The organism is Variovorax gracilis, assembly GCF_030317115.1.
GTDB lineage: Bacteria > Pseudomonadota > Gammaproteobacteria > Burkholderiales > Burkholderiaceae_C > Variovorax > Variovorax gracilis.
In genome coordinates, this window is the sequence record NZ_JASZYF010000005.1 from 14,976 (window position 1) to 31,936 (window position 16,961).

At 66.7% G+C, this 16,961-nt stretch carries 17 protein-coding genes; 6 read left to right on the plus strand and 11 right to left on the minus strand.

Translation table 11 applies throughout. The features are described 5' to 3' along the window. Nucleotides 1-18: 18 nt before the first annotated feature. Complete coding sequence (locus tag QTH97_RS11820; protein WP_286568343.1) at nucleotides 19-594, plus strand: flavin reductase family protein; 576 nt, start codon at nucleotides 19-21, stop codon at nucleotides 592-594. Between the two features lie 26 nt (nucleotides 595-620). Here the strand turns inward: QTH97_RS11820 and QTH97_RS11825 are convergent, their stop codons facing one another. Further along, complete coding sequence (locus QTH97_RS11825) at nucleotides 621-2,612, minus strand: aconitase family protein (RefSeq protein ID WP_286568344.1); 1,992 nt, start codon at nucleotides 2,610-2,612, stop codon at nucleotides 621-623. Between the two features lie 130 nt (nucleotides 2,613-2,742). Between QTH97_RS11825 and QTH97_RS11830 the strand changes: the two genes are divergently transcribed. Beyond that, nucleotides 2,743-3,189, plus strand: a complete 447-nt coding sequence (locus tag QTH97_RS11830; protein WP_286568345.1) for a universal stress protein — start codon at nucleotides 2,743-2,745, stop codon at nucleotides 3,187-3,189. A 4-nt stretch (nucleotides 3,190-3,193) separates the two neighbouring features. On the opposite strand, the gene QTH97_RS11835 is transcribed toward QTH97_RS11830, so the two are convergent. Both QTH97_RS11835 and QTH97_RS11840 read right to left on the minus strand, forming a co-directional pair. Further along, nucleotides 3,194-4,105: a hypothetical protein gene (locus QTH97_RS11835; protein ID WP_286568346.1), complete on the minus strand. Its 912-nt coding sequence runs from the start codon at nucleotides 4,103-4,105 to the stop codon at nucleotides 3,194-3,196. Between the two features lie 49 nt (nucleotides 4,106-4,154). Continuing rightward, nucleotides 4,155-6,503 carry a YgiQ family radical SAM protein gene (locus QTH97_RS11840; RefSeq protein WP_286568347.1) on the minus strand — a complete coding sequence of 783 codons (2,349 nt, stop codon included), beginning with the start codon at nucleotides 6,501-6,503 and terminating at the stop codon, nucleotides 4,155-4,157. A 166-nt stretch (nucleotides 6,504-6,669) separates the two neighbouring features. Between QTH97_RS11840 and QTH97_RS11845 the strand changes: the two genes are divergently transcribed. Continuing rightward, nucleotides 6,670-7,641, plus strand: a complete 972-nt coding sequence (locus QTH97_RS11845; protein ID WP_286568710.1) for a bifunctional helix-turn-helix transcriptional regulator/GNAT family N-acetyltransferase — start codon at nucleotides 6,670-6,672, stop codon at nucleotides 7,639-7,641. A gap of 13 nt (nucleotides 7,642-7,654) precedes the next feature. Here QTH97_RS11845 and QTH97_RS11850 read toward each other — a convergent pair whose 3' ends face one another. The 7 genes from QTH97_RS11850 to QTH97_RS11880 form a co-directional block, all read right to left on the minus strand. After that, nucleotides 7,655-8,650 (minus strand): D-2-hydroxyacid dehydrogenase, encoded by a 996-nt coding sequence (locus QTH97_RS11850; RefSeq protein ID WP_286568348.1) that lies wholly within the window; start codon nucleotides 8,648-8,650, stop codon nucleotides 7,655-7,657. Next, nucleotides 8,647-9,585, minus strand: a complete 939-nt coding sequence (locus QTH97_RS11855) for a Bug family tripartite tricarboxylate transporter substrate binding protein (protein ID WP_286568711.1) — start codon at nucleotides 9,583-9,585, stop codon at nucleotides 8,647-8,649. The genes QTH97_RS11850 and QTH97_RS11855 overlap by 4 nt, the downstream gene beginning before the upstream one ends. 113 nt (nucleotides 9,586-9,698) lie before the next feature. After that, nucleotides 9,699-10,487: a class II aldolase/adducin family protein gene (locus tag QTH97_RS11860; protein WP_286568349.1), complete on the minus strand. Its 789-nt coding sequence runs from the start codon at nucleotides 10,485-10,487 to the stop codon at nucleotides 9,699-9,701. A 127-nt stretch (nucleotides 10,488-10,614) separates the two neighbouring features. Beyond that, nucleotides 10,615-11,421 (minus strand): substrate-binding domain-containing protein, encoded by an 807-nt coding sequence (locus tag QTH97_RS11865; RefSeq protein ID WP_286568350.1) that lies wholly within the window; start codon nucleotides 11,419-11,421, stop codon nucleotides 10,615-10,617. A 110-nt stretch (nucleotides 11,422-11,531) separates the two neighbouring features. Next, nucleotides 11,532-12,314 carry a 3-hydroxybutyrate dehydrogenase gene (locus QTH97_RS11870; RefSeq protein ID WP_286568351.1) on the minus strand — a complete coding sequence of 261 codons (783 nt, stop codon included), beginning with the start codon at nucleotides 12,312-12,314 and terminating at the stop codon, nucleotides 11,532-11,534. A gap of 100 nt (nucleotides 12,315-12,414) precedes the next feature. Continuing rightward, nucleotides 12,415-13,623: a DUF3734 domain-containing protein gene (locus QTH97_RS11875; protein WP_286568352.1), complete on the minus strand. Its 1,209-nt coding sequence runs from the start codon at nucleotides 13,621-13,623 to the stop codon at nucleotides 12,415-12,417. A 49-nt stretch (nucleotides 13,624-13,672) separates the two neighbouring features. Beyond that, nucleotides 13,673-14,122: a CHRD domain-containing protein gene (locus tag QTH97_RS11880; protein ID WP_286568353.1), complete on the minus strand. Its 450-nt coding sequence runs from the start codon at nucleotides 14,120-14,122 to the stop codon at nucleotides 13,673-13,675. A gap of 106 nt (nucleotides 14,123-14,228) precedes the next feature. On the opposite strand from QTH97_RS11880, the gene QTH97_RS11885 reads away from it, so the two are divergent. Continuing rightward, on the plus strand, nucleotides 14,229-14,774 hold the full coding sequence (locus QTH97_RS11885) for a DUF924 family protein (protein WP_286568354.1): 546 nt from the start codon (nucleotides 14,229-14,231) through the stop codon (nucleotides 14,772-14,774). Here QTH97_RS11885 and QTH97_RS11890 read toward each other — a convergent pair whose 3' ends face one another. Further along, complete coding sequence (locus QTH97_RS11890) at nucleotides 14,775-15,677, minus strand: YihY/virulence factor BrkB family protein (protein WP_286568355.1); 903 nt, start codon at nucleotides 15,675-15,677, stop codon at nucleotides 14,775-14,777. Between the two features lie 87 nt (nucleotides 15,678-15,764). Here QTH97_RS11890 and QTH97_RS11895 point away from each other — a divergent pair, with 87 nt between their 5' ends. Both QTH97_RS11895 and QTH97_RS11900 read left to right on the plus strand, forming a co-directional pair. Beyond that, a complete protein-coding gene (locus QTH97_RS11895) occupies nucleotides 15,765-16,355 on the plus strand; it encodes a chromate transporter (RefSeq protein WP_286568356.1) in 591 nt (196 codons plus the stop codon). Continuing rightward, nucleotides 16,352-16,951 (plus strand): chromate transporter, encoded by a 600-nt coding sequence (locus QTH97_RS11900; protein ID WP_286568357.1) that lies wholly within the window; start codon nucleotides 16,352-16,354, stop codon nucleotides 16,949-16,951. The genes QTH97_RS11895 and QTH97_RS11900 overlap by 4 nt, the downstream gene beginning before the upstream one ends. Nucleotides 16,952-16,961 lie beyond the last annotated feature (10 nt).

The window sequence follows — 16,961 nt, forward strand, 5'->3', positions numbered from 1 at the left end:
GCTTTTGACGGAGTCCCCATGAAATATTTCCAGCCTGTCGCCCTCGAGCATGCGAGCCGACTCGTCAATCACGGCCCGACTGTCCTGGTGACCAGCGCGGACGGTCCGCGCCGCAATGCGATGGCCGCGGCCTGGTCCATGCCCGTGGAGTTCACGCCGCCACGCATCGCCGTCGTCATCGACAAGCGCACCTACACGCGCCAACTCGTGGCTGCGAGCGGCGCATTCGGCATCTGCATTCCCGGCACTTCGCTGACGGACCTGACCTATGCGCTGGGCAGCACGAGCGGACGCGACACCGACAAGTTCGAGCGCTACGGCATCGAGGCGCGGCCCGGCCCAGTACTGGGAATGCCGCTGCTGGAGGTGGGCTGCGCCGCGTGGCTCGAATGCCGGCTGATCAGCGAGCCGCACACCGAAGAGGCCTACGACACCTGCTTCGCGGAAGTCGTCGCCGCGGCTGCGGACGCACGCATCTTCGCCGGCGGCCGCTGGTCTTTCCGCGATGACAACGCCGACTTGCAGACGATCCACCATCTGGGCGGAGGGAACTTCGCGCGTTCCGGCGGCAACTTGCAGGCTCGTCCGCTGTAGCCTATGCCAGCGCGCAGCCCGCGCACTCAGGGGTGCCGCTGCCGCAGCGTCTCGAAGGACACGAGCTCGCCGGCGATCGCGCTGGCCGCCACGGTCGGCGGGCTCGCGAGCCAGACTTGCCCTGGCCCGCCGCGCCCGGGAAAGTTGCGGTTGATCGCGCTGACGGTGACCTGATCCCTGCTCGTCGAGCCGCCGGGCCCGCAGTTGCCGCAAGCGCCGCATGAGGGCTGCAGCATGCGCGCGCCGACTGCCTCGAAGGCGTCCATGTAACCCTGGGCGATGCAATGATCGCGCACGGCCGTGGTGCCGAACTGCAGGAACAGCTCCACGTTCGGCGCCACGCGGAGTCCCCGGTCGGCGGCCCAGCGCAGCACCGCGTGGTAGTGGTCGAAGTCCTCGCGCTTGCCGGCGGTGCAGGACCCGCCGTAGGCGATGTCGATGCGGATCGGCTCGTGGATCTCCGCCAGCGGCAGTCCGTTGCCCGGGTCACCGGGGCGGGCCACCATTGGAGGCACGCCGGCGCAATCGACGCGGAGGGTTCCCGCGTATCGGGCCCCCTCGTCGCTGTGCATCCAGGGCTCGAGTGCAAAGTCGATGCCGCGCCGCTCGCGCAGGAAGCGCACCGTTTCCGCGTCAGGCGCGACGATCCCGGTGAAGCCACCGAGTTCCGCCGTCATGTTGGTGAGCGTGGCACGCTCGTCGGTGGAAAGCCCCGCGATCGCTTCGCCGCAGAACTCGAACACCTTGCCCAGGCCGCCGCCGCTGCGGATGAACGGCTGCGACAGCAGATGCAGCACGATGTCCTTCGCCGTCACGCCGGCCGGCACACGTCCTTCCAGCACGATGCGCAGCGACTGCGGCACGGTCAGCCGCACCGCGCCGGTGACAAAGGCATTGGCCATGTCGGTCGTGCCGACACCGAAGGCGACGCAGCCCAGCGCGCCGCTGTGCGGCGTATGCGAATCGGTTCCGACGACGAGTTGCCCCGGCAGCGCATAGTGCTCGGCCACCATCGCGTGCGAGATGCCCGCGACGTTGCTGCCGTCGTCGGACGCCGCCTCGACCTCGCTCAGCGTGCGGTGCGAGCGCAGCGCGTAGGCGGCCGCGAACTCGCGCTGCGCCTCGACCATGCGGTGCACGTTGGGTACCAGCCCGCCGCGCACATGTGCGGGGCTTTCCTCGACATAGGAAGTGTGGTCCTCGAACACGATGATCGAGCCGGGTTCGTACAGCGCCAGCGGACGGCCGAAGGTGGCGTGCAGCATATGCGCCGCCATGCCGGTGTAGTACTCGTGGATGAAGCGCCAGTCCGCTCGCACGAAGGCGCCATCGCCCGGCGCGGGATGCGCCTCGGTCAGATCTGTGGCCAGCGCGTGGCGTGCCACGATCTTCTCGAAGAGCGTTCGTGGGCGCGTCTCAACCACCTCGGGCGCGACGGTAATGTCGCGCATGTGCTGCTGCCCGAAGCGGAGCAAGCCACCGCTGCGAAGGATTGCGGCCGCCAGTGCATCCCGCCCCGCGACGAGGTCAGCGAGAGCAATCGCTTCGCCCGCCTGGATTCGTTCGACGAGGCCGAAATCGGTCGAGGTGAAAAGTCCGATGTTGTCGGCGTTCTGGCGGTAGATACGCTCGAAGCTCTCGGCGATCACCAGCCGGACACCGGCGAGCTTTTCGGCCGCCGGACTGTGCTCGCGCGAGGAACCCTTGCCATAGCGCTTGCCCGCCACCACGACCTCGACGCCATGGGTGCCGATTGCGTCCGTGCCGATGGGCGTCGCATCGTCGCCCGACCTGAAGCCGGTGTAGGGGTAGCGCCCGAGCTTGTCGTCGTAATGCGTAAGGATCGGCAGCGGCGTGATCTCGTCGGTGGAGACATCGTCGCGCAAGGGACGGGCCTCGTCGAGCGAGAGCTGTTCGCCATGCAAGCTGCGGGTGACCGCGCCGGCCGACTGGCTCAGGAAAAGGATGGCTGGCGCAAACCGAAGCGCGTGCGGGGTGGCTGGCGAAGTGGCTGGCATGCCGGATTCTCGCCAAGAACCCGGCGCGGCCCTAGGCAACCCCGCCTAGAAGCTCACACGCGCCTTGCCCGGCGCGCGGTCGCGCACTAAGCTGAAGCGGGGCGGGCCTCTCCCGCCCGGGAGCGTCGCCATGTATGAACGCATCCTCGTCGCCACCGACGGATCAGAGCTGTCGGAACTGGCCGTTACCAGCGCCATCGACCTGGCTCTCCTGACGCAGGCCGAACTGATCGCCGTCAAGGTGGTCCACCACTACCCCGCCAGCTACTTCGAAGGCTCGATGCTGATGAGCCAGATGGAGGTCACGCGTCTTCGCGAGCAGGCCGACGTCGAAGCGCAGCGGGTCGTCGATGCCGTCAAGGCCAGCGCGGATGCAAAAGGCGTCAAGAGCACCCGCGGAATCATCATGCAATCGGAGCTGATTTCCGAAGCCATCATCGAAGCCGCGCGCGTTCACAAGTGCGACCTCATCGTGATGGCCTCGCACGGGCGCCGCGGCATCAAGCGCCTGCTGATGGGCAGCGAGACACTGCATGTACTGACGCACTCGCACACGCCGGTGCTGGTGCTGCGCTGAGCACTCAGCGCGCCGTTCCCGCGTCGCGCAGCCGGTCCTCGCGCTTGACCGCGAGATAGGTCGCGAGATCGATCTCGTGGAGTTGCGTCGGATACTTCTCGACCGCCTGGTACCAGCTGTTCAGGCGCTTGTCGGCCCGCCCGGGCGGCGGCACCGCAAAGCCGTCGAGATAGGCTTCTAGCGTGAGGAAATAGCGCATCGAATTGCGCTCCACCAATCCGCGCAGGCCGCGGATGTACTCAGGTGCGCCGGCCGACGTCTTGCCCACCACCGTGAAGCCAACCTTGTCGCTGCCGAAAGTCGCGAGATAGGCCATGGTCGCGAGCCGCGCCACCATGTTGTGGTCGTAGGCGTAGGCGAAGTGCAGGAATGTCTGGCGTTCGCCGAGCGGAACGGCTTCGAGCAGCACACGATAGTGGCTGGTGCCCATCGGCCCCGATTCAGCGGAAAGGTCCACCAGCAAGTAGTCGCGCGAGGCATGGGCAACGCGGTGGACGAAGCTCAGCTCGAAAGCCTGCTCGATCGGCTTGTCATAGCGCGGCACGACGCTGAGCGTCAGCTTCTCGCCGTCGGCGCCATGCTCCACGCGGCAACGCCGGTTGTTGATGTGCAGGGTCAGCATCTCGCACCACTGCGACGATCGCTCGAGCGCGCGGCGCACGTCGTCGATCGAGTGGTCGAAGACCGCGTAGACATCGCCTTGGAGTCCTCCGTCGGTCTCCGTGGAGTCGAGGACCACAGGCCGTTTCAAGGGGCTGTTGGCGAGCTGGTCGCCGAGCTTGCGGTGCAGCTCCCGCATGGCCGGTGCCGATCCGGCCTCCAGTGTCGCGGCCTGCGAGCCCAGCGCCATCACGCCGAGCGCCAGCCAAAGACAGATTCGGCACCAGCGCCGGGGCGCGACCAGGAGCTTTTTCATGCCGACACCATACACCGCGAGGCCAGGCCCATCGCGGTCTTCGGGCGGCTCAGCGAGCCTTGCGGATCGGCTTGCCGGCGGAAGGCCTGGCGCGGCCTGTCCCGGTGTCGCGCGGCGGCAGGCCGGTATGCTGCGTGAGGATTCGTCCCTTGGCGGGCTTGACCGGCGTGAGAGCGACGGTGGTGGAGTTCTTGCGGCGCGCGCTCTGGTAGCTGCCGTCGGTGAGCGGCTGCCAGGTCGGGATCAGGTGGTGCTTGCCGTTGCCGATCAGGTCCGCCCGGCCCATCGACTTGAGGGCCTCGCGCAGCAGCGGCCAGTTGTTGGCGTCGTGGTAGCGCAGGAAGGCCTTGTGCAGCCGGCGGCGCTTGTCGCCGCGAACGATGTCCACCGTCTCGCTCTCGCGCGTGATCTTGCGCAGCGGGTTCTTGTTGGTGTGGTACATCGTCGTGGCTGTGGCCATCGGCGAGGGATAGAAGGTCTGCACCTGGTCGGCGCGGAAGCCGTTCTTCTTGAGCCAGATCGCGAGGTTCATCATGTCCTCGTCGCTGGTGCCCGGATGCGCCGCGATGAAGTACGGGATCAGGTACTGCTTCTTGCCCGCCTCGGCGCTGAACTTCTCGAACATCTGCTTGAACTTGTCATAGCTGCCGATGCCGGGCTTCATCATCTTGGTGAGCGGGCCCTGCTCGGTGTGTTCGGGCGCGATCTTCAGGTACCCGCCGACGTGGTGCTGCACCAGCTCCTTCACGTACTCGGGCGACTGCACGGCCAGGTCGTAGCGCAGGCCGGAGCCGATCAGGATCTTCTTGATGCCCTTGAGCGCGCGCGCCCGGCGGTAGATCTTGATCAGCGGATCGTGGTTGGTGTTGAGGTTGGGGCAGATGCCCGGGTACACGCAGCTCGGCTTGCGGCAGGCCGATTCGATCTCGGGCGACTTGCAGCCGATGCGGTACATGTTGGCCGTCGGCCCGCCCAGATCGGAGATGGTGCCGGTGAAGCCCTTCACGCTGTCGCGGATGGCCTCGACCTCCTTGATGATCGATTCTTCCGAGCGGCTCTGGATGATGCGGCCCTCGTGCTCGGTGATGGAGCAGAAAGTGCACCCGCCGAAACAGCCGCGCATGATGTTCACGCTGAAGCGGATCATTTCCCAGGCAGGGATCTTGGTCGCGCCGTCGTGGCTCCCATGCTCGTCGCAGTAGCGCGGGTGGGGACTGCGCGCATACGGCAGGTCGAACACGTGGTCCATCTCAACCGTCGTCAGCGGGATCGGGGGCGGGTTGATCCAGACGTCGCGGGCAGTCGTGCCTTCGCCGTGGGCCTGCACCAGGGCACGCGCGTTGCCGGGGTTGGTCTCCAGGTGCAGCACGCGGTTGGCGTGCGCGTAAAGCACGGGGTCGGCGCGCACCTGCTCGTAGGAAGGCAGGCGGATCACCGAGCGGTCGCGCGGCGGCACCTTGATCCGGGCGCGGTTCTGCAGCGCCGGATTGGGAACGAAATTCAGCGGCTTGATCGCGAGGTTGACCGATCCGGCAGCCTCGGCTGCCTGTGCGACGGCCTGCGCCTCGTCTTCCTTGGCGCAGGTCGCGCCATTGGCCTTGGCCTGGTCCGACACCATCAGGTACGGATTGACGTGCGCCTCGACCCGGCCGGGCTCGTCGACGCTGGTCGAGTTGATCTCGAACCACCCTTCGGGCGTCTCGCGCCTCACGAAGGCCGTGCCGCGCACGTCGGTGATCTGTTGGACCGGTTCGCGCGCCGCCAGCCGGTGTGCGATCTCGACGATGGCGCGCTCGGCGTTGCCGTAGAGCAGCAGATCGCACTTGGCGTCCACCACGATCGAGCGGCGCACCTTGTCCTGCCAGTAGTCGTAGTGCGCAATGCGGCGCAGCGACCCTTCGATGCCGCCGAGCACGATCGGCACGTCGCTCCAGGCTTCCTTGCAGCGCTGCGAATAGACGATGGCCGCGCGGTCCGGCCTCCGGCCGCCGACGTCGCCGGGGGTGTACGCGTCGTCGCTGCGGATCTTCCGGTCCGCCGTGTAGCGGTTGATCATCGAATCCATGTTGCCGGCGGTCACGCCGAAGAACAGGTTCGGCTTGCCCAGCACCTTGAAGGGGTCGGCGCTGTGCCAGTCGGGCTGAGCGATGATGCCGACGCGAAAGCCCTGCGCTTCCAGCATGCGGCCGATCACGGCCATGCCGAAGCTCGGATGGTCCACATAGGCGTCGCCAGTGACGACGATGATGTCGCAGCTGTCCCACCCCAACGCATCCATCTCGGCCCTCGACGTCGGCAGGAATCTGGCCGTGCCGAAACGGGCCGCCCAGTACTTGCGGTAGCTGGTCAGCGGCTTGGCGGCGCGCGCGAAAAAGGAGACGTCGACGGGGGCGTTCATCGGGGATAGGACGGCAAAGGTGCCGCGCAGGCCTGCGGGCCGGGTGGGCCCGTGTCGGGCAACCTTGGATTCTAGGGTTTTCCACTGGTGCTGTCGCCCTAAAGGGCAAATTGCACCCGCCGAGCACCTTGGCATTTAGTTGCCTAAGTCAACCAATTACATGACAATGGCAATCATGTCGCCGGTTCCACCCTTCCCGCCCGAGGTCGCCGCCGTCAAGGCGATCCGGCAATTCAACCGCTTCTACACCCGCCGCATCGGCGTGCTCGACCCCTACCTGGACAGCGACATGTCGCTGACCGACGTGCGCGTCCTGTACGAACTGGCTCACCGCGAGACGCCAGTGGCCAGCGAGATCGGCAAGGATCTGCACCTTGACGGCGGCTATCTCAGCCGCATCCTGCGCCGCTTCGAAGCCAATGGCTGGCTGAGCCGCGAGCCCCATCCGCGCGATGCGCGGCAGAGCCTGTTGCGCCTGACGGAGGCGGGGCACCAGGCGTTCGCACCACTGCAGCAGAAATCGCGCGACGAGGCGGCCGCCCTCCTCGCGCCGCTCGCCGCGCCACAAAGGCAGCAATTGATCGACGCCATCCAGACTGTCCAAAACCTCCTGGACCCGGCCCCGGCAGCGCCGACGAAAACAAGGGCGGCCGTGCTGCGCGACCCGGCCCCGGGCGACATGGGCTGGGTCGTGCAACAGCACGGCGAGATCTATGCGCGCGAATACGGCTGGAACAGCGACTTCGAAGCGCTGGTGGCCGACATCGCCAGCCAGTTCCTGCGCAAGTTCCAGCCCGGATGGGAGCGCTGCTGGATCGCCGAACTCGACGGCGAGCGGGTCGGAGCGGTGTTCGTGGTGCGCAAGTCGCCCACCACGGCGCAGTTGCGCATGCTGATCCTGAGCCCCAAGGCCCGTGGGCTGGGACTGGGTGCGCGACTCACGGACGAATGCATCGCCTTCGCGCGCGGCAAGGGCTACCGGAAGATGGTGCTGTGGACCAATAGCTGCCTCACGGCGGCGCGCGGCATCTATGCGGCGCGCGGCTTCAGGCTGGTGAAGTCTGAACCCTACGAGGGCTTCGGACAGCAACTGGTCGGCGAGACCTGGGAGCTGAAGTTTGCGCCAGCGGCAGCCTGATGCGCCGGCGCCCTCAGGCAACGTCGTTGAGCAGTTTCTCGCCGGCCAGCCAGCGCCGGAGGTTGTCGATGAAAAGCTCGATCACCCGCGACGCGTTGCCGTCGGAAAAGCCTGCGCTGTGAGGCGTGGCGATCACATTGTCCAAGCCCCACAGCGCAGATTCGGGTGGCAACGGTTCGTGCGCGAAGACGTCGAGATAGGCGCCGCCAAGCCTTCCACTGGCGAGCGCTTCGATCAGCGCCTGCTCGTCGATCAGTTCGCCGCGCGCGACGTTAACCAGATGCGCGCCTCGTGGCAACCGTGCGATCGCGCCGGCGTCCAGCAGCCCGCGCGTCCGCGACGTCAGCGGGCAGGCCAGCAACAGCCAGTCGGCGCGCGGCAGGACACGGCCGATATCCTCGAAAGCCAGCGTCTCGATGTCCGCTGCCGCCGGCTCGGCGCTGGCGCGAACCACGACGAGGCGAAGGCCCAGCAGGCGGAGGAAGGCCGCGATCTGCTGGCCGATCGGTCCCCAGCCGACGACTACCGCGGTCTGCCCCGCCAGGTCGCGCGGCAAGCCGGTGCCGATCAGCGGCGCCCAGGTGCGCTCGCGTTGGGCGCGCATGAGTTGAGGAAAGCGCCGTGCGAGCGCCAGCAACCCTGCCAGCGCGGTCTGCGCCACCACGGCCGCGTTGGCGCCCGATGAGGTGCTGATCGCCACGTCACGGGCACGCAGCTCCACGTAGACCGGCCGGTCCGCTCCCGCCGAGTGCACGTGCACCCAGCGCAGGCTCGGCGCGCCGAGCATGGCGTCGTAGAAGGCCTGTGTCTCAGGAAGCACGGCGTGCTTGGTCGACAAGCCCGTGACGTCGCGCGTCACGAGAGCGAGATCGGCATCGACGCCCGATCTCGGCGCGACGAAGCAGTGCGCGCGTGGTCCCATCGCCGACGAGATGACGGCCCCGACCCGCTCCCGGGCGGCATCCGACAGCAGGATGCGCAGCGCGGGCATCGCGCGGTCGTCGCTCATTCCGGCGTGGCGCCGGACTCGCGCACGATCACCTTCCACTTCTCGTACTCGCGCTGGGTGAACTGCCCGAACTGTGCCGCGGTGCCGCCGACCGGATCGGCGCCCTCGCGGATCATCTGCTCCTCCAGCGACGGCAGGACGTCATTGACCGACTTGTTGAGCAGAACGATGACCGACTCCGGCGTGCCCTTGGGTGCGAAGAAACCGAACCAAGACCCTGCGGCGAAGCCAGGGAAGCCTTTTTCCGCCACGGTAGGAACACCGGGCAGCGAACGCGAGGGCTTGTCGCTGGAGACAGCCAACGCCTTCAGCTTGCCGGCGCGGATGTGCTGGATCACCGACGGAATCGTGGCGAACATGAACTGCAGGCGCCCGGAAAGAAGATCGTTCAGCGCGTTCGCACCCTTGTAGGGGACGTGGGTCGTCTCGGTCCCGATACGCTGGCTCAGCATGAAGCTCGAGAGGTGCGACGAGGTGCCGGTGCCCGTGGAACCGTAGTTGAGCTTGCCGGGATTGGCCTTGGCGTAGGCGACGAACTCCTCGAAGGTGTTCGCGGGCACCGAGGGATGGACCACCAGCACGTTCGGCACGTCCGCAATCTGCACGATCGGCACGAGGTCCTTCAACGGGTCGTAGGGCAGGTTCTTGTAGAGGGTCTGGTTGACCGCGATCGGGCCCACGGAGTTGACGATCAGCGTGTAGCCATCGGGTGCCGAGCGCACCACCGCCTCGGTGCCGATGTTGCCGCCGCCACCCGGCTTGTTGTCGATCACGAAAGGCTGCTTCAACTGGTCGCCGAGCTTCTGCGCCACCGAGCGGGCCAGGATGTCGGTGGTACCGCCCGCCGAGAACGCGATGACGATGCGCACCGGCTTGGCCGGGTACGCCTGCGCGAACGTGGGCGGGGCGATCAACGACGCGGACAGCGCGACCATCGCCAGCGCCGCGGCACGGCGCTTCGGTTGCCACGCGGCGGTCGGTGGATCGGAGACGGTGGGAGGAAGGTTTCGGCTCATGGGGTTGTCTCCTTTTTCTTGTGATCGATGACTCAGTCGCGGAAGCTCGGGTCCGTCCGGTCCAGCTTGCGCAGCAAGGCAGGCCACTCCATGACGCCGTAGGGTCGGCGTGTGCCGGGCTGGTAGTTTTTCCAGGTCGCCTCCAGCACTTCCGGGGGCACCGGGCGGAAGGGGCTGTTGCAGGCCATGGCAGCGAGTTGCGACCGGCAGGCCAGTTCCAGGCGATGCATCCAGTTGAAGGCCTCCCCGACGGTGTTTCCGACGACGAGCGCACCGTGGTTGCGCAATATCAGCGCCTCGGACTGGCCGAGATCGGCAACCAGCGAGGCCTGCTCGGCGGTGCCGAGCACGACGCCCTCGTACTCGTGATAGCCGATCTTCAGGAAGCGCATGGCCGTCTGTGTCAGCGGCAGCAGTCCGCAGTCCAGCGACGACACCGCCATCGATGCCCAGCTGTGGGTGTGGATCACGCACGCCACTTCGGGCCGCGCGGCATGCACTGCGCTGTGGATCACGTAGCCGGCCTTGTTCACGCCGTAGCCCAGGTCGCCGAAGTCCGGCTTGCAAAGGATGTTGCCTTCGTGGTCGACCTTGATCAGGCTGGACGCCGTGATCTCCTCGTACATCATCCCGTAGGCATTGATGAGGAAGGCGCCGTCTTCTCCCGGCACCCGCGCCGAGATGTGGTTGGCGATCATGTCGGCCATGCCGTAGAACTCGATCAGCCGATAACAGGCAGCCAGATCGACACGGGCTTGCCATTCGGCGGGCGAGCACCGGTTCTTCATGGAAGGAATGGCCAGGATGCCGGGCGTCGTCATGCTTTGTCTCCTCGTGAGAGGAGCCACTTTAGGCAGCCCGAGGCACGCGCGCCAGTGCGCGCGGGGGCAAGAGGTCTTCAGTGTTCGTGAAGACGGAGCCAGCGCGTCTGCTGGCCGGGTGACGGCTTCAGCGGGCGGTCAACGGTTCGAGGCCCGTCTTGGCGATGGTCGCCGCGGCTTCCGGTGAATTCAGGTAGCGGATCAGCGCGCGGGCCGTGTCGGGCTGCTTCGAAGCGCTCGCAACTCCAGCGGAGAACACCGTGACGCGCTGCACTTCCGCCGGCAAGGGTCCGACGTAGTCGATGCCCTCGATGGGCAGAAGTTCGCTGACCTGCTGCAGGCCGAGCGCCGCATCGCCGCGCGCGACCACGGTGCCCACGCGCTCGCTCAGGATGCGCTTGCTCTTCGGCTTGACCTGCGCTTCGATGCCCAGCTTCTTCAGCAATTCGGTCTCGTAGTAGGTGCCGCTGGCGCTCGCCGAGTAGGCGATGGAAGGCGCGGCGATGAGGGTGCGCTTGAGCGCATCGACCGTGCTGATGTCGGGCTTGGGCGCGCCTTTCTTGACGGCAAAGCCGATGCTGGAGCGCACCAGGTCGACCTGGCTGCCGGGCAGGACCTTGCCCTGTTCCACCAGTGCGTCGAGCGCCGGCCGCGCCAGGATCACGACGTCCGCCGGCTCGCCGCGCGCCAGCCGGCTCGGGATCGAGTCTTCGGCGTTGCCCATCGAGGCGCCGTAGGCGGTCTTCACCGTGCGGCCGCTCGCTTTCTCGAAACCGGGGCGCAGGTCGTTGTAGGCCGCCGTGAAGCCGCCCGAGGTCATCACGTGGACATCGGTCGTCGCGGGCTGGGTGCCGACACCGCTGCAAGCGGCCAACAGCAACGCCGTGGCCGCGATGGCCGCGCGCCTGCCGATGAAATGAAGTCGAGTCGTCATGGCCTGGGGTCTCCGTGTTCTGAGCGCACCCATCGCGCCCGTTGACGGAATCCTAGGCCGCCAAGCTGTCATTCAGCCGGCATGAAATACAGGGTTACCACCCTGTACGGTCACTGCATGAACCAGCCGTGGCTCACGACCAGCGATTGACCCGTCAGGGCATTCGTCGGGAAGGCCGCGAACATCAACGCAACACGCGCCACGTCATCGGTGGTGGTGAACTCGCCATCCACCGTCTCCTTGAGCATGACGTTCTTGATCACCTGCTCCTCGGTAATGCCCAGCGTCTTCGCCTGCTCGGGGATCTGCTTCTCGACCAGCGGCGTGCGCACGAAGCCGGGGCAGATCACGTTGGCGCGAACGCCGTACTTGGCACCCTCCTTCGCCACCGTCTTGGCCAGCCCGATCAGGCCATGCTTGGCAGTGACGTAGGGCGCCTTGAGCAGTGATGCCTCCTTGGAGTGCACGGAGCCCATGTAGATCACGCTGCCGCCACGGCCCTGCGCATACATGTGCTTCAGACAGGCCTTGGTGGTGAGAAAGGCGCCGTCGAGGTGGATCGCCAGCATCTTCTTCCAGTCGGCGAAGCTGAACTCCTCCACCGGGTGCACGATCTGGATGCCCGCGTTGCTGATCAGGATGTCGATGCCGCCAAAGGCCTTGGCGGCTTCCTCGACGGAGGCGTCGACCTGCTCTTCGCTGGTGACGTCGACGCCGACCCCGATGGCCTGCGCGCCCGCTGCCTTGAGTTCGGCGGCGGTCGCGTCGGCGGCTTCCTTGTTGAGGTCGGCGATGACGATCTTCGCGCCTTCCTTGGCGAAGACGATGGCGATTTCCTTGCCGATGCCGCTGGCCGAGCCGGTAATGAAGGCGACCTTGTCCTTGAGTTGCATGGGGATTCCTTTGCGTGACGGTGGTTGGAAGATGCGTGCAATCTGCGTGCCCATGGCGGCAGAATGGCGCCCGAGACTTAGACGAACCTGATCTGCCCGGCTAATTGCCGGCCGGAATGTGCGGCAGCTTCATCGGCCGGCGGACGCGATGGGCGTTCGGCTCGGTCAGATCGAAGGTAGTGACGCCGTTGATCTGCGACGCGCTCTCCAGCCATTCGGGGTGATCCAGCGTGTTGCAGATGTCGCGCCAGCCCGCTTCCCAATGCTCGTCGACCGAGGCGCGCGAGAACTCGTAATCCTTCGATTCGAGTTCGTAGGGCTTGTCGCGGTAGATCAGGTGAACGATCTCGATCGGCTTGTGCGAGAGTTGGTCGCACACGGCCTGCACGCTGGCGTCCTTGCGCAACGGTGCGGGCAGCTTCTTGATCAGGTCTGCGATCGCCTGCTGGAGATTCATGTTCGAGGCCAGCGCGTCGGTGTTCATGCGGGTGCGGCTCGAATAGGTGATGTCCTTCTGCCGCTCCATCGTCTCGGAGATCGTCCGCGGCATCGCACCGCGAGCGCTGAACAGATCGACCTGCAGCACCAAAAGCGGTTCGCTGCGCGGATGCATGTCGAGCACGTACTGCAACGGAGTGTTCGAGACGATGCCGCCATCCCAGTAGTCCTCGCCGTCGATGTGCACGGGCGCAAAGCCCGGCGGCAGCGCACCGCTGGCCATGATGTGCTCGGGGCCGATGCGCTGGACGGTGTTGTCGAAGTAGATGGAATTGCCAGTCCGCACATTCACGGCACCAACGCTGAAGCGGATCTCGGGATGGTTGAGGCGATCGAAGTCCACCAACCGCTCCAGCGTGGACTTCAACGGCGCCGTGTCGTAGTAGCTCAGCACGGGTGCCGCGCCGCCGAGCAGCAGCGTCGGGCTGCGACGCGGCTCGAAGAAGCCGGGCACGCCGAACACCGCAGCCGACGTGGCGCTCCACTGGTTGAACATCACCCTGTCGCTCCACCACGCCGGCACGCGCTGGGCCGGGCCCGAAGAAACGAGGTTCCAGAATTCGCGAAGCCGCTGCACGCGCACTTCGGGCGCGTTGCCGGCGATGAGCGCAGCATTGATGGCGCCGATCGAAACGCCGGCCACCCAGTCGAGCGCCTTGTGCTTCTCGAAAACGCCCGCGTAGACGCCGGCCTGGTACGCGCCCAGTGCGCCGCCTCCCTGAAGCACCAGCGCCTTGCGGGCGCTGGTGATATCGACACGGGGGCCGGACCGGCGAGGGGAGGAAGATGTGGCATTGGCTGTGGTTCCCATGGTGACCATTGGACACCATGCACCACCGCTTTCGCCTCTCTCGGGAGGACTACATCTTGGGCAGCATCTGCCCGCGAATCTCCCCGCCGGGATTGGCCGCCGTGTGAATGTTGGCGTACCACTTGCCTGCCATCAGGTCGGCAGCCTGAGCCGGAGTGAGCGTCGCCTGCCCTTCGATCGGGCTCGCCGCATTGGCGAAGGGGAGTACCACCCCTGCATTGGCCCCGGCCGCGGCCGGTCCGTGGAAGTGCGCCGCCGTGGCCGGTCCGCTCAAGCCGTCATAGGTGATCTTGTACTTGAGGACGTTCGTTTCCTTGTTGAGCGTCGCCTCGGCGAGACCGCTGCCGCGCGTCATGTTGGGCGGCACTTCGCTCGCCGCGTTCATGCTGCCGCTGAAGCTCGCTGTGTTGGACTTGGACATCATTCCGCAACCCACGAGAGTCGCGGTTGCAACGCCGGCCACGAGGGCCATGCGCAAGGTCGTGCCATATCGGTTCATGAGGCATCTCCTGTAGTTGGCAATCCCGCAGGATAAAAAGCATTGCGAGGCGGCGCTGTCGGCCATCAACCCGACTTGCGGGACGCAATGGCATGATCCTGCCCCCATGAATACCCTTCCCTCCGCCCAGGACGTCGCCCGTTTCTGGCGCGATGCCGGCCCCGACCGCTGGTTCGCCAAAAACGACGCCTTCGACGCCGAGTTCAAGTCGCGCTTCGAGGCCGCCCACCATGCCGCCGCGACCGGTGTGCTCGACCTCTGGGCAGCCGATGCCGAAGGGGTGCTCGCGTTGCTGGTGCTGCTGGACCAGTTTCCGCGCAATGCCTGGCGCGGCAGCGGCCACATGTTCGCCACCGACGGCAAGGCACTGGCCATCGCGAGCGCCGCCGTCGATGCCGGCCTGGACCGGCAGGTCGAGCCGGCGCTGCGGCCCTTCTTCTATTTGCCCTTCATGCATTCGGAATCGCTGGCGGACCAGGAGCGTTCCATTGCGCTCAATGCCGCGCTGGATGCCAACACGCAGCGCTTCGCCGTGCTGCACCGCGACATCGTTGCTCGCTTCGGGCGCTTTCCGCATCGCAACGAGGTGCTCGGCCGCCGCACGACAGCCGAAGAGCAGAAGTTCCTCGACGAAGGCGGCTTCTCCGGCTGATCAGGCGGACGGCTCCGCGCGCGTCGGCGATGCCCTGGCCGCCGGCCGCGGCCGCCCCTTGAACGAGCCGTAGGCGTGCGCGTAGACCCAGGTGAACTCCACGCCCAGCAGGAAGATCTGCGCCGAGTAGTACACCCACACCAGCAGCACCACCAGCGAGCCAGCCGCACCGTAGCCCGAGGCGATGCCGGTCTTGCCGATGTACAGGCCGATCAGGTACTTGCCGATGGTGAAGAGCACCGCGGTGACGATCGCGCCGATCCACACATCGCGCCATTGCACGCTCACGCGCGGCATGACCTTGAAGATCATCGCGAAGCCCACTGTCACGATCACGAAGCCGAACACCGAGTTGACGTTCTGCGCCAACACGGCCCAGCCGCCGAAGACCGGCGCCCACCACTCGCCCAGCGCCGCCAGCGCCGCGTTGACCACCAGCGAAACGATCAACAGGAAACCGATGCCCATGATCATGCTGAAGGACAGCAGCCGCACGCGCATGAGGTCGAGCAGGCCGTTGACTTCTTCGCGCGCGGGCGCGCGCCAGATGCGGTCGAATGCGTCCTGCAGTTCGCCGAAGACCGTGGTCGCACCGACCAGCAGCAAAGCGATGCCGATCACCGTTGCAACGATTCCCTGCCTCGGCTTGTTGAGTGCTTCGAGCATGATCTGGATCGCCCGCGCGCCCTCCGCGCCCATCAGCCCCGACAGCTGCTCGAAGATCTCGCCGCGCGCCTCGTCGCGCCCGAAGACCAGGCCGACGACCGAGATCACGATCAGCAGCAACGGCGCCACCGAGAACACCGTGTAGTAGGCCAGCGCCGCCCCCATGCTCGGGGCGTAGTCCGCTCGCCAGGATGCGAAGGACTGCTTGCAGAGATCGAAGAGCGCGCGTGCATTCATGGATGCAGTGTCGCAGCAAGGCCCCGCCGCGCAAACCGGATGCAGCGCGCCAACGCAGCCGCGCCTTGCCTACGATAATCGCCCGCAATGCACCCGCCTCTTCCCAGCGCGGCATCGGCGCCCGACCGACCGCAACCCCAGTCCCCGCGCGACCTGTTCGTTTCATTCACGTGGCTTGCGTTGCAAGGCTTCGGCGGCGTGCTCGCCGTCGTGCAGCGCGAGATGGTCGAGAAGAAGCGCTGGCTGACGCCCGACCAGTTCCTGGAGGACTGGGCCGTGGCCCAGGTGCTGCCGGGGCCGAACGTGGTCAATCTCGCCCTGATGATCGGCGACCGCTACTTCGGCCTTCGTGGCGCGATTTGCGCGGTGGCTGGCATGCTGGTCGTGCCGCTCGGCGTGATCCTGACGCTGGCGGTGCTCTACGCGCACTACGCCGGCAATCCGCAAGTGGCCGGCGCGCTGCGCGGCATGGGCGCGGTGGCCGGTGGCCTGATCGCCGCCACCGGCATCAAGCTGATCCCGGCGCTGCGCAGGCATCCGCTGGGCTTCGGCGTGTGCCTCGGCCTGGTGGCACTGGTGTTTGCCGCGATCGCTTTCGCACGCATGCCGCTGGGTTGGGTGTTGCTCGTCGTCGGCGGCGTGACCTGCGTCTGGACCTGGCGAAAGATCGGGCCATGACGATCGTGATGCACTGGCATGACTGGCTGGCGCTCTTCGGCCAGTACCTCATGCTTTCCCTGCTGTCGATCAGCGGCGCCATCACGACGGTGCCCGACATGCAGCGCTACCTGGTGGCGCAGCACGGGTGGCTGACGGACGCGCAGTTCAGCTCGTCGGTCGCCATCGCCCAGGCCGCTCCTGGGCCCAACGTGCTGTTCGTCGCGCTGATGGGTTGGAACGTCGGGCTCAACGCGGGCGGTGGCATCGGCGCCGGTCCGCATGCGTGGCTGCTCGGCCTGCTCGGCCTGGCCATCACCATGATCGGCATCATGCTGCCCAGCACCACGCTGACCTATTTCGCGACACGCTGGGGGCACCGCAACCGCGAGCGGCGCGGGGTACGGGCGTTCAAGCAAGGCATGGCGCCGGTGGTGGTCGGCCTGCTGATCGCGACCGGCTGGGTACTGGCCTCGGGTAACCATTCCGGCGACGCGCCCGCCTGGCACCTCTGGCTGCTGACGGGCGTCTCGGCGTTTATCGTGTGGCGCACCCGCATCCATCTGTTGTGGCTGCTCGGCGCCGGCGCCGTGCTCGGTGCCCTGGCCTTCGTCTGATCCAACCCTT

What these genes read in the sequence shown, in the direction of transcription:
- QTH97_RS11820 (WP_286568343.1), top strand. Translation starts at nt 19, where the DNA reads ATGAAATATTTCCAGCCTGTCGCCCTCGAGCATGCGAGCCGACTCGTC.
- QTH97_RS11825 (WP_286568344.1), bottom strand. Translation starts at nt 2,612, where the DNA reads ATGCCAGCCACTTCGCCAGCCACCCCGCACGCGCTTCGGTTTGCGCCA.
- QTH97_RS11830 (WP_286568345.1), top strand. Translation starts at nt 2,743, where the DNA reads ATGTATGAACGCATCCTCGTCGCCACCGACGGATCAGAGCTGTCGGAA.
- QTH97_RS11835 (WP_286568346.1), bottom strand. Translation starts at nt 4,105, where the DNA reads ATGAAAAAGCTCCTGGTCGCGCCCCGGCGCTGGTGCCGAATCTGTCTT.
- QTH97_RS11840 (WP_286568347.1), bottom strand. Translation starts at nt 6,503, where the DNA reads ATGAACGCCCCCGTCGACGTCTCCTTTTTCGCGCGCGCCGCCAAGCCG.
- QTH97_RS11845 (WP_286568710.1), top strand. Translation starts at nt 6,670, where the DNA reads ATGGCAATCATGTCGCCGGTTCCACCCTTCCCGCCCGAGGTCGCCGCC.
- QTH97_RS11850 (WP_286568348.1), bottom strand. Translation starts at nt 8,650, where the DNA reads ATGAGCGACGACCGCGCGATGCCCGCGCTGCGCATCCTGCTGTCGGAT.
- QTH97_RS11855 (WP_286568711.1), bottom strand. Translation starts at nt 9,585, where the DNA reads ATGGTCGCGCTGTCCGCGTCGTTGATCGCCCCGCCCACGTTCGCGCAG.
- QTH97_RS11860 (WP_286568349.1), bottom strand. Translation starts at nt 10,487, where the DNA reads ATGACGACGCCCGGCATCCTGGCCATTCCTTCCATGAAGAACCGGTGC.
- QTH97_RS11865 (WP_286568350.1), bottom strand. Translation starts at nt 11,421, where the DNA reads ATGACGACTCGACTTCATTTCATCGGCAGGCGCGCGGCCATCGCGGCC.
- QTH97_RS11870 (WP_286568351.1), bottom strand. Translation starts at nt 12,314, where the DNA reads ATGCAACTCAAGGACAAGGTCGCCTTCATTACCGGCTCGGCCAGCGGC.
- QTH97_RS11875 (WP_286568352.1), bottom strand. Translation starts at nt 13,623, where the DNA reads ATGGGAACCACAGCCAATGCCACATCTTCCTCCCCTCGCCGGTCCGGC.
- QTH97_RS11880 (WP_286568353.1), bottom strand. Translation starts at nt 14,122, where the DNA reads ATGAACCGATATGGCACGACCTTGCGCATGGCCCTCGTGGCCGGCGTT.
- QTH97_RS11885 (WP_286568354.1), top strand. Translation starts at nt 14,229, where the DNA reads ATGAATACCCTTCCCTCCGCCCAGGACGTCGCCCGTTTCTGGCGCGAT.
- QTH97_RS11890 (WP_286568355.1), bottom strand. Translation starts at nt 15,677, where the DNA reads ATGAATGCACGCGCGCTCTTCGATCTCTGCAAGCAGTCCTTCGCATCC.
- QTH97_RS11895 (WP_286568356.1), top strand. Translation starts at nt 15,765, where the DNA reads ATGCACCCGCCTCTTCCCAGCGCGGCATCGGCGCCCGACCGACCGCAA.
- QTH97_RS11900 (WP_286568357.1), top strand. Translation starts at nt 16,352, where the DNA reads ATGACGATCGTGATGCACTGGCATGACTGGCTGGCGCTCTTCGGCCAG.